We start from the raw sequence: 10,908 nt of genomic DNA on the forward strand, positions 1-10,908 counted from the left end.
CACACTCGAGGGCCAAGGCGAGTAAGCGCAGACGCGGGACTTCAGTTAGGTGGGTAGCCGGGCTCTCTCGTCAAATTCTTCCAAATCGCGCGCTCCGAGTATCGAGCAGAACCGATGCCTACAGCAGCGAGAAAAGAAGGTATGACGTCGCCATCGCGCCGCAACGCGGCATCGTAGTCAATTGTAATCAGAGGGCCCACCCGACCCCAGAATTCGAAGAGCGCTTCCCGATCATAATACCAGACTCCATCCGGACGCTCAGCTTCCTCAAGCTCAGCGCATTGCGCCTGAATACCCATCTTCCTTATTTGACCCCCGAACGACTTACGCCAAGCTCTCTCCTCTCGCATAACCAGAATCGGAATCACCTCATCGACCAGCTTCAGGACGGTGGCCTCTAGCTCCCTGCGCTCCCTATCCTCTCTTAGGAAGCTGAACGCTTCTGAACTCAGAAGGAACGATGAATAGCGCGACTCGCCAATAGATTTTCGGACATGGTCGAGCATCTTGTCCTGCACAGCTCTCTCGACCACCGGCTTCGCCTGCCGTAGCCTCATCGGTGTACGGACTTCCGGTCGGATAAACCTGTGAGCTAACGAATATTGATTTGCCTTTCCGTCCGGGGTCAGAAGCGGAATGACTCCTGCTTCTGTGAAAAGCGACACTCGATCTTCCATGAGCGTTTGAATGGATGTCGTGCCGGTCTTGTGCGTCCCAACATGCAGGTATAGCCTGGAAGTGTCGTTCATGTGCCCGAACCCATCGCCACAACCGCCGTCCTATTTCCTAGCCACTAGTCGGCCACCGGCGTTTCTAAGGCCACGCATCAAGTGGCGCACCGGCGCGGTGAACCTCCAGCTAGCCGACGACCTGAACGCCTGGATCCTTCGCTGCGCATCAAGCAAACGTTTTCTTATCGCCTTGTTGGTGTCCTGGCACTTCACGAGTTCCCGCTCCAATGCTTCCACCCTACGGCCTACCAGGGCCCCATCATGCGACGTGAGACCTGAAGTAGTCGAAGCCTCCGGGCCGGATCGGCGACCCTGGTACGCCGGAATCGTCGCTACCCCCGTTTTCAGATGAAACGGCTTTTCAACTGGGCGCTTCTCGATTACGAGTATACTGTCATAGTAATGCAACGAATGTACCGAGCTGGTGAAATCGGTAACGGCAAGCCTAGCTTCATCTTCCGAATGCCAGGCGTGCAAAAGGTCAACGAAGTTCTTGCTGTATTCAATAAAACTCCCGGCTCGCCCATATCCTCCACCCCACTTCCGCCAATAGGACGTATGGAGGTCTTCGCACAGATACACGCCATTAGAGTCAATCGCGGGGAAAAGCTCTTCAAAGGTATTGATCTGCTGTGCCATGGTGTGGCCGCCGTCGTCGATCAATATATCAATTCTCGGGATCCGCTCCTTCACCGAATCAAGAAACCGCCGGTCCTCTTGATCACCGATAAGGATCTCCACCTGATCCTCTTCGAGCGCCTTGCAGTTCGGATTTACATCGATGCCGACTATTTTTGCTTTGGGTCCAAAATACTCTTTCCACATCTGCAGGGACCCGCCCTGCGAGACACCAAACTCCACAACATGGACATCCGTTCCGCGAAACCTAGAGAAATGCCGATCATAGATCTCGAAATAATGCCGCCACTTGTGGATCAGGCGCCCTGTGTTCTCGAAAAACAATCTTTCCAGGTCGTTTTGGTACTCTTCCATGGCGCATGCCTTCACAATTGTCGTTTTCCTATCCGACCTGCCCTATAACGGCTTCTGAACGACCTGCTCCACGACTCGTTTCACCCCTGCCTCCCATTCGGGAAGCCGAAGGCCAAACGTCGCCTCCAACTTCCGGCAGTCCAGACGCGAGTTGGCGGGCCTTGCCGCGGGCGTAGGCCACTCACTCGACGTAATCGCGTGGACCGAACGAGTCTTGATGGGCCAACCAAGCGTCTTTGCGTGTTCGATCAGGAGTTCAGCGTAGGCATGCCAGGAGGTCGCCCCCCTAGGGGCCAAGTGAAAGATGTCGCCGCGCTGCGCTATACGTCCGTTCAAGGCGTCCCGTAGCGCATGGGCGGTCACGTCCGCGATCAGATGCGCCGGTGTTGGCGCGCCCATCTGGTCGGCTACCACTTTCAGCTCAGGGCGCTCACGGCTTACCTTCAGCATCGTCTTGAGAAAGTTGTGCCCATGCACCCCAAACACCCAGGAGGTGCGAAAGATGAGCGCGGCGGCGCCGCTGGCGATGATTGCTTGCTCGCCTTCCAGCTTGGTGGCGCCGTAAACCGACTTCGGCCCAATCGGGTCCTCTTCCCGCCACGGCCGTTCGCCGCTACCGTCAAAGACATAATCCGTCGAGTAGTGGATGAGCCACGCGCCGACCGCCTTTGCCTCCTCGGCGAGAATGCGCACGGCCTGTGCGTTGACCGCCGCCGCAAGGTCCGATTCGCTCTCCGCTTGGTCAACGGCGGTATACGCGGCTGCGTTGACGATCGCCGCGGGGCGTACCTCCCGTATCCAGCCTCGGAGCGCCTCCGGGTCGGCGAGATCGCAACACGCTCGGTCCAGCAACACCAGCCGCCCGAGTGGAGACAAGGCCCGTTGCAACTCCCAGCCCACCTGCCCATTGGAGCCGGTCACCAGAATGGCCTGTTCAGCCATGGTTTGCCCCGCCCACCCCTTGTCCGCCATAGTGCTTTTCCACCCAATCCCGGTAGGCCCCGCTGGTCACGCGCTCGACCCAGTCCCCATTATCGAGATACCACTGCACCGTCTTTCTCAGGCCCGTATCGAAGGTCTCCCTGGGTACCCAGCCAAGCTCCCGCTCAATCTTGCTCGCGTCAATAGCGTACCGAAGATCATGGCCCGGCCGGTCCGCCACGAAGGTGATCAGGTCACGGTAATGCTTCACCCCGTCCGGCTTGTCCGGCGCCAACTCTTCAAGTAGCTCGCAGACACGCTCCACCACCTCGAGGTTCGTCACCTCGTTATGACCGCCAATGTTATAGGTCTCCCCCACTTCGCCTTCAGTAGCCACCTTGATAAGTGCGCGGGCATGGTCCTCCACATACAACCAATCGCGCACCTGCTGTCCGTTGCCATACACCGGAAGCGACTTGCCCGCCCGCGCATTGAGAATCATCAAAGGAACCAATTTCTCGGGAAAGTGGTAGGGGCCGTAGTTGTTACTGCAGTTTGTAATCAACGTCGGCAAGCCATAGGTCCGTTGCCAGGCGCGAACAAGATGGTCGGAGCTGGCCTTGCTCGCCGAATAAGGGGAACTCGGCGCGTATGGCGTCGTCTCAGTAAAGAGGTCCTCACCGCCGTGGAGGTCCCCGTAGACCTCATCTGTCGAGACATGATGAAAACGAAACCTTTTAGCTTTCTCCGGGTCAGACTCTTTCAAATTCTGCCAGTACACCCGTGCCGCCTCTAAAAGAGTATATGTTCCAACGATATTGGTCTCAATGAATGCGGCAGGCCCATCGATGGAACGGTCTACGTGGCTCTCTGCCGCCAAATGCATCACCACGTCCGGGTGATATGTTTGAAACACATCCCGCATCGTCGCGGCATCACAGATATCCGCGTGAACGAACGTATATCTTGAATCAGAGGCCATAGAACTCAGCGACTCTAAATTCCCTGCATAGGTGAGTTTGTCGACATTGACGACACCCACCCACGAAAGATCGACCAATTCACGAATCACCGCAGAGCCAATAAAGCCCGCACCACCGCTAACAAGAACCGTTCGATGCATTTTCATTCCTAGCTATCACTCAATACTCTAATGAAGCTTCAGTGGGTCAATGATTGAGACTCGAAACCTCATCAACAGGCGCACGTTCACGCGCCGGCTCGGAGTCTAGAACAGGCTTAAAACCCCTGATAACTTCTTCCTTGTCCTTTTCACCCTTCCAATCTTTCACTCGAAATCCGTCACTCTTATACATAGGCAGATCATCTGCAACAATATGATTTTTCCAACGCTCTACAAACACCCGCCTATTTTGGTCAACGTAACGGCCACGTCCTAGCGTCTTCGACTCAAAATGTACAACCTTACTTTCAGGCACGTAGGCGGCTTCTTTTCCGGTCCCCTTGTGTAGTCTTAAGCACAAGTCGACATCTTCTTGCCCGTTGATGTAGATCGGATCAAACCCCTCTACGTCGGCAAAGTCTTTCGCTTTTATCGCCAAGCATGCGGCTGTGATTGCTCTAAAACGCCTAGGCTTATCCGCAGCGCATTCCTCCGGATGCATGCCTTGATAGATAGGATAACCCAAGGCGCTCTTTTCCGAAAATACTATGCCCATACACTGCAACGTACCATCAGGGTAGATCAACTGAGGCTGTGCGGCGTAGACCTCCGATTTCTCGATCGGATCTAATAATGGTCTCAACCAGTTTTCTTGTACCTCAGTGTCATTGTTAAGAAAGACGCAAAACTCTCCTCTCGATACAGCAAACCCTAGATTCGACCCAAGCGCGAAATTCTGGTTTTCGTTTTGCCTAACCACTCGCAACATTCGGTAAGCCGATTGAAGCGCTAATAGCCCTTGCGCCGTTTTATACCCACTACCGTTATCGACAACAATCACCTCGTAATCGAAACCTTGCGTATGCCGTATGACTGACTCTACGCATTGCTGTGTCAGGGCTAATCCGTCATAAACCGGGACAATGATAGAAATCATTCCCATAGTATGTGGCTTCTCACGTAGGTCTTGCCAATTTATAGCCTTGTTCTTGCTACGCAGGTACCAAGCTTGGGAGCAACCAATCCCACCGCTAAACTGACCGTAAAGTAGGTAATGAACAATTAGGTCGATGTGCGGGGATACGTACCCACTAAGGCCTTTTTCCTCCAAAAACCTTTGGTAGCAGGATTCGTCCAGCAACCCCGCCGCACGAAACGTTTTCTGGTAGCTCACCAACGGGTCTGAATTTCGTTTCGCGTCAATTGCATTTTCGAGCGCCCATCTCTGTGCGTATAACTCCTTCGCGCGCCGCCGCAACTCGCCAAACAGGGGATTAGCCTGCATGCTTGCGACCGCCCGTTGAACGCGCGCGCGTCCATAGGTGGCGGCGAGTGTCTCCGAACCCGCCTTCATGAGCGCGATCCGTTCTGGGCCGAGATAGCTTTTTGACTTCGTGTGAAAGACGTACGTGTGCGCCGCCACCACCAGACCGAATCCGTTATCGACCGCGCGAAAACAGTAGTCATTCTCCTCGCCGTACCCTCTGGGAAATTTTTCCTCATCCATGAATCCAATCGTGTTAATAACCTCCCGCGTCACACCAAAACAGAAACCGTGAACTAATGGCGTTCTAGGCAAAACGCCTGCTGTGGCCCACTGCTCACAATAGCGATTCAAGTCCTCCGCCGACATGTACGGCGGCAACTCGTTAGTTGCTGTCTGGTTATTCGAACCCTGATGCTCGGGAATGGACTGATGGCTGGCTGCACTAGACATAGGCCCCACAATGCCGGCACCGGGCGTGGAAAATACAGCATCCGCAAGCTTTTCCGCCCAGTCGGCGGTCACGATGGTATCGCTGTTCAGGAGAATGACAAGCTCGCCCGTTGACGCAGCGAGTCCTTTATTTGCGGCTTTTGTATAGCCACTTGCTTCCTCATGGCGATAAAGTTGAACCCAAGCCTTTTCCGCAAACCCCCTTAGATAGCTGGCTGTCGCCTCCTCCGAACCATCATCCACAATGATGAGCGTTTGATTTTCACTTGCCCTCGCTCGTGCGATAGAGTCTAGGCAAATCCTCACGTCCTCAAGTGCATTATGCACGCAGATCACTACGTCTATTTTCCGCTGCCGCTGGGCTTGGACGCGTTCATCCTTCCCGTCGAGAAAACTAGAACCCGCATATGGGTCGACCACAGGCGCCTGAAGGCCCCTGACCAGCGTCGAGGCTGGTCCTTGGCCGCTATCATGGCCGACCAGAACAAAGTCAGGATGGTTACGGACGCTGTTGGGGCGTGCAAACAAACGGTGCCATTCAATTCCCGCTTTGTTCAACGCATAGTTTTTGCTGAGCTGATCGCGCCGGCTGTAACGGTCGATTTCTGCCCACCAAGTGTTAAAGAATCGCGAACAAAGAGAATGAGCATCCCGCAAGTTACTCATCATTAAGTTGCTTTCGATGAGATCGTCATGGACGAACCCGAGGGCACGATAGTGTTCAATTTGATCGTGCATCAGCGACAAGTCATCCTTATTCGCCCGCCCACACGCTTCTACCTCTTCGTAAATAGTCCTCCTTAGTGGATGTGGGATCGCTCCGATGGCCTTTCCGGACGAGAGAAACTCATCAATGAGAGGATAGATATCTCCCAGGATCATGATGTTGGAGTCGATCCACACCACGACGTCATATTCGGGAAGCAGCCAATGAGGGTGCGTTTTTACGAACCGTGCGGTGCGCGTGGGGTCGTCGTGGAAAAAGGTGATAGGCCGAACCTGCCAGACGCCCGTGCCGGGCATTTCTGTGTCGGTATACAGGATATAATCAAGGCGCGGATCAACCACCTCCGGTAGTTTAAGCGAGTCATAGCCACCGGAGATCGCCGTATAGACTGCAATTCTCGGCTCCCCGCTCGCTTCACGTTGCTGCGCCACGATGGGTCGGGACTGTACGTAGTCGTCGATCTGTGCCTTGTAGCACTCAAGGTTGGCCATACGACGGGCCACACTGGTGTACAGCCTTGCTTGCCGTTCCGCCTCACCCCCGGGGCTACATCGGGCTAAGATGGCTTCCCACTGTTCAACAGCTGGTGACCAGTGTTCCGAATCGAACGTTTTGCGGGCTTTTGCGATTGCCTTGGTCAGCGCATCGTCGCCCTTTGAACCGAAGCGTTGCGATACCGGCAAGTGCCGCTTCGCGGCTCGACGCACCCTTTTGGGAATCATCCTCTTTACACGCAAAGGGACGTAGCGTCGGTAATAGGGGCGTACCGCTTTGGCCGCGCGACGAAACTGCCCGGTCATGATCCACCAAAGCAACTTCATTACCCGGACTGCGTTGCGGACCATCCACCTGAAGCCTCTCGACAGAGCCCGAAGAGGGAAGGTGAGACGCCAGCTGGCCGAGTTCCTAAGTTCTCGGATGGAGCGCTGACATGCTGATTGTTTGGAGGAGAGCGTGTTCAGTTTCTCTTGCTGTTTTTCCAGCTTGGCGGAGAGCTGGTTCACCTCCCCTTCCCGCTCTTTCAGTTTCTTGTTAAGTGCGGTTTCCTTCTCATCGGCTCTGTGCTTTTCGGCGCGGTGTTGGAAAGCCTGTTTCGGAGAGGAACCCAGCCTATTGTAAGCATCCCGAACAGCCACTGTAGCTTGTGGGTCAGAGGCGGCAGCAAACAGTGTTCTGAGACCTGGAGCAAGTTCCGGGCCATAGCCCAACACCCCCAGTCCGTGGCCATGCAGGAACTCGAAGCTCGGAAATTCGGTACGGAGCTCTTCCCATAGGCGGAAGACCCCAAAGTTTCGCTCTCGAACGTTGGTATCGTGAAACAGGACCACGGCGCGGTCGGATAACTTTGGAAGCCAACTCTCGAAATCGTGCTTTACGTCCTCGTAGAAATGGCGCCCATCGATATGCAGCAGGTCGATGCTGCCGTCGGTGAAGTGCTCGAGTGCGTCATCGAACGATGAGCGGACCAGGCGGGAGAAACTCGAATAGTGCGTGTCGTTGTGGGACTTCACACGCTCGTAGATGGACTCATCATAAAAACCGGCGTGCTCATCCCCTTGCCAATGATCCACGGCATAGCACCGGGTTTCGGTACCCAACGCCTGAACAGCCTGGCAGAAAGCGAAATAGGAGTAACCACCGTGCGTGCCCAGCTCCACAACCGTACGGGGCCGGTGTGCGTCGATCAGCCAGAAGGCAAAGGGGCCGTGGTCCAGCCAAGCCGATGACTCCAGGTAATTCGGCCACCAAAACGATGCCGGCGACAGGCAGTGACGGAGGAGATCCCCCTCCGCAATGTCGTGGTCGTCCGGCCTTGTCAGGCGTTCCGGGCCCCCCCTTTTATCCATGCTGCGTGTCACTGAGTCTCTCCTGGTCTTCTCTCTGCTGGCTTGGTTGCTTGATCTAAATCTGGTGGGAACGCCGCCGTGAATCCGGGGCTGGGCTGAGGGTCGCTGCTTTCTAGACCCTGCTTAACCATCTATTGACGTTCGCGGCGTGCGGGACGTAACAGCAGCCGAAGCATCTCGTGGAGCTCATGTCCCCAGAGCCGCGACTGGACCGCCAGTGCGATGACCCGGTATCGAAGGCTATATTCTCGTGCCATCGCATATCGGTAGTACAGGTGGAGCGGCGGCATCAGCGTCCGCAGGGCCCAGTAGGCGCGCGCATGCATGGTCCCCGATAGCACCTGCCCTCCCTTGATGCGGCGGGCCTTGGAGACTACCTCTTTCCAGGACTCGCGTGCGGGATGCCGCACCACCGCGTCGCTGACGAACTGGATGGAATAGCTGCTAGCGCACGCGCGGCGGCAGAAAGCGGCATCGCCTCCCGAATAACGCGTCGAATCGAACCCGCCCAGCATCGCCATTACCGATCGGTGTACCAGAAGGTTGGCGGTGGCTGCGTAGCCGCGGCGCACATAATGCGCTTGCGGGATTCCGCGGATCAGGTCGTAGATTTCGTAGGCATTGGGGCACGCGGAGTCCGTGTACATCTCGACGGCGCCGGCCAGAAGAGCTCTTTGTCCCTCCTGCTGAGCTTGGCCGAACATGGCCTCGAGCCACCGGGGATCGGGTCGACAATCGGCATCGGTGAAGGCGAGCCAGTCCCCTGCCGCGGCTTCGATACCGATGTTCCGGGCCGCATAGGATCCCGGCGTTTCGCAGTTCAGAATACGAACGTTGTCGGGAAGGCTTTCCGGCGGCTCGTAATCCGTGGAGCCGTTGTCCACCAGCAGCACTTCAAAGGACTCTTGCGGGAAGGTCTGTGCCTGCAGGCAGTCCAGCAACCCCGGAACCAAGCCCCAGTGGTTGTAGACGGGCACGATGACCGAGCAGACCAGCCGAGATGAATCTTCCGCTGCGCTGTTCGAGTGCCGCTTGCTGGGGGATAAGGGACTCCCGCTCATTCCCTTAGCCCCTCGTTAGCGGAAGGCTCAAAGGGCCGCGCGAGCAATCCGACAAGGCGGGGCGCAAGGGCGACGGCAGGGCTGAACCGTTGGTGGTCAATCAAAGACTCCAGTTCGTGGCTCAACGCGGCCAGTGCCGACGCGGCCGCGTGCTCTTCAAGGATCTGCAGTTGTTCGGGCTTGGTCGGCGATCCGGCCCCGGCCGGTTCGATCGCCCAGCTTCCCCAATGAAGGAGCGTGGGCGCCCCTGCCTCGGTCATTACGATATTGCCGGGCCGAACGTCACGCGTGGTAATCGCCAGGGGCAATGCGGCGAGTTGGTCGCGCCAGTCCTGTAGGCGAGCGCGCAGCTGGGCGAGGGCACTGAGGGCCTGTGAATCGCTGGCGGCGATCCGGAGGCGTTCCAGCATGCTGTCGTTGACGCGCTGCCACAGCATGGGCCGGGATCGCTGGTAACGGGTCAACAGAGATTGTGGCGGCGGGACTTGCAGCAAGGCCTGGCGGATCTCTTCGACGCCCTTGGCGGTGTCGCCCTGCCTGATCGGGAGCTCTTCAGCGACCTGCAGTACGTGGCAATGGAAGCCGCGCACCTGCGTGGCGCCGATCCATTGCGGGCTGGGCAAGCCATTGGGCGGGTCGGCCAGCAGGGTCGCTTCGTGCAGGGCGTAGGCGCTGCGTTTGGGGGCAAACAGCTTGACGAAGATGCTCGGCTTTCCGGGCGTACGGCAATGCAGCACGCCCACGTTGACCACATCGGTTTGCCACCACTGGATGTCCAGATCCTTGGGGGCGGGCTCGCCGTACATCTCGGCGATGAGCTCCGGGACCCATTGCTGGCGTTTTTCCGGCGCAAGGAGGGTCCAGATGGTTTCCTTCTTATGGTCCTCTTCCGGGATAAAGGCGCTCTTGTGGAAGAACAGCGCATCCAGCTTGGCCTTCTGGCTGCGCTGTTTCACCAGGTCCGAGACGAGGCTCGAAAGCCGGTTGAAGCCCTGGCGGGAGAGCAGCAGCGCGATGATCGCCGGGATCAGGCCGGGTGGATCGAGGAACAGGAAGTCGATCACCAGGTAGGCGAAGGCCAGCATGAAGCCGATGCCCGAGAGCACGCCCATCCAGCCGGCCAGGTTGTCCTCGAGGCGTTCGCGGAACACTTCGCTTACGGCTAGGGCGGCCAGGAGTGCAACGGCTACCAGGAGAACGTATCCGGCAGCCAGGAGCGCAACCCCTTGATACAGCCAGAGCAGGATGCCCAGCGCCAGCAGCAGAAACACGGCTCCCGCGATCACCTCGGCATGGCGTTTGTAGGCGCGAGCGGCCAGTTCGTCCTGGTTCTCGAACAGGACCATCTTGCGGCTGCGGGCGAGCAAAGTTCTTGAGCCACGTTCGCCGCCGAACTCCACGATGCGTTCGGCTAGCAGGTACAGGGTATAGAAGGCGACTGTGGCGGCACTCAGCCAGACGATCAGGGAGTCACGGTCGAACTGCTCGAAGGACGGCGGGAAGTAGCGCGGGATGCCGTCCGAGCCCAGCAGGATGATGACCTTCAACGGGAGGAAGAAGGCCAGCAGCATGGAGAGCTGCGACACCAGGGTGAAGAACACTACGCCGCTGGTCGCGGTTGGGGCCGCCCAGAAGAATTTGGCGCCCAGGCGGCTGCTCCATTTCAGGCTGTCGAGGATGGCGCGGATCAAGAGATTGCAGCCTGACTGGATGCCGTCGTTGGTAACCGGCGAATGATTTGGGCGGCGGTGGCTTCGAGACCTGTAGGAGCCGAGCCCCCTCGGCGAT

Annotated in this window: 7 protein-coding genes; all 7 read right to left on the bottom strand. The window is 57.3% G+C overall.

The window, feature by feature from the left end; translation table 11 throughout:
• Positions 1-41 precede the first annotated feature (41 nt).
• The 7 genes from G372_RS0101315 to G372_RS0101345 all read right to left on the bottom strand — a co-directional run bounded on the left by G372_RS0101315 (position 42) and on the right by G372_RS0101345 (position 10,811).
• On the bottom strand, positions 42-749 hold the full coding sequence (locus G372_RS0101315; protein WP_244263177.1) for a hypothetical protein: 708 nt from the start codon (positions 747-749) through the stop codon (positions 42-44).
• 30 nt (positions 750-779) lie between these two features.
• Positions 780-1,724, bottom strand: a complete 945-nt coding sequence (locus G372_RS0101320; protein ID WP_019624425.1) for a class I SAM-dependent methyltransferase — start codon at positions 1,722-1,724, stop codon at positions 780-782.
• 42 nt (positions 1,725-1,766) lie between these two features.
• Positions 1,767-2,696 (bottom strand): dTDP-4-dehydrorhamnose reductase, encoded by a 930-nt coding sequence (gene rfbD / locus G372_RS0101325; RefSeq protein ID WP_019624426.1) that lies wholly within the window; start codon positions 2,694-2,696, stop codon positions 1,767-1,769.
• Positions 2,659-3,768 carry a dTDP-glucose 4,6-dehydratase gene (rfbB, locus tag G372_RS0101330; RefSeq protein ID WP_019624427.1) on the bottom strand — a complete coding sequence of 370 codons (1,110 nt, stop codon included), beginning with the start codon at positions 3,766-3,768 and terminating at the stop codon, positions 2,659-2,661. Before rfbB ends, rfbD begins: the two co-directional genes overlap by 38 nt.
• A gap of 46 nt (positions 3,769-3,814) precedes the next feature.
• Positions 3,815-8,071, bottom strand: a complete 4,257-nt coding sequence (locus tag G372_RS0101335; protein WP_244263178.1) for a glycosyltransferase — start codon at positions 8,069-8,071, stop codon at positions 3,815-3,817.
• 119 nt (positions 8,072-8,190) lie between these two features.
• Positions 8,191-9,120: a glycosyltransferase family 2 protein gene (locus tag G372_RS0101340; RefSeq protein WP_026340406.1), complete on the bottom strand. Its 930-nt coding sequence runs from the start codon at positions 9,118-9,120 to the stop codon at positions 8,191-8,193.
• Positions 9,117-10,811 carry a phosphotransferase gene (locus G372_RS0101345; protein ID WP_019624430.1) on the bottom strand — a complete coding sequence of 565 codons (1,695 nt, stop codon included), beginning with the start codon at positions 10,809-10,811 and terminating at the stop codon, positions 9,117-9,119. The genes G372_RS0101340 and G372_RS0101345 overlap by 4 nt, the downstream gene beginning before the upstream one ends.
• Positions 10,812-10,908 lie beyond the last annotated feature (97 nt).

The organism is Thioalkalivibrio thiocyanoxidans ARh2 (assembly GCF_000385215.1).
In the GTDB taxonomy this organism is placed as follows: domain Bacteria; phylum Pseudomonadota; class Gammaproteobacteria; order Ectothiorhodospirales; family Ectothiorhodospiraceae; genus Thioalkalivibrio; species Thioalkalivibrio thiocyanoxidans.

What these genes read in the sequence shown, in the direction of transcription:
- G372_RS0101315 (WP_244263177.1), bottom strand. Translation starts at nt 749, where the DNA reads ATGAACGACACTTCCAGGCTATACCTGCATGTTGGGACGCACAAGACC.
- G372_RS0101320 (WP_019624425.1), bottom strand. Translation starts at nt 1,724, where the DNA reads ATGGAAGAGTACCAAAACGACCTGGAAAGATTGTTTTTCGAGAACACA.
- rfbD (WP_019624426.1), bottom strand. Translation starts at nt 2,696, where the DNA reads ATGGCGGACAAGGGGTGGGCGGGGCAAACCATGGCTGAACAGGCCATT.
- rfbB (WP_019624427.1), bottom strand. Translation starts at nt 3,768, where the DNA reads ATGCATCGAACGGTTCTTGTTAGCGGTGGTGCGGGCTTTATTGGCTCT.
- G372_RS0101340 (WP_026340406.1), bottom strand. Translation starts at nt 9,120, where the DNA reads ATGAGCGGGAGTCCCTTATCCCCCAGCAAGCGGCACTCGAACAGCGCA.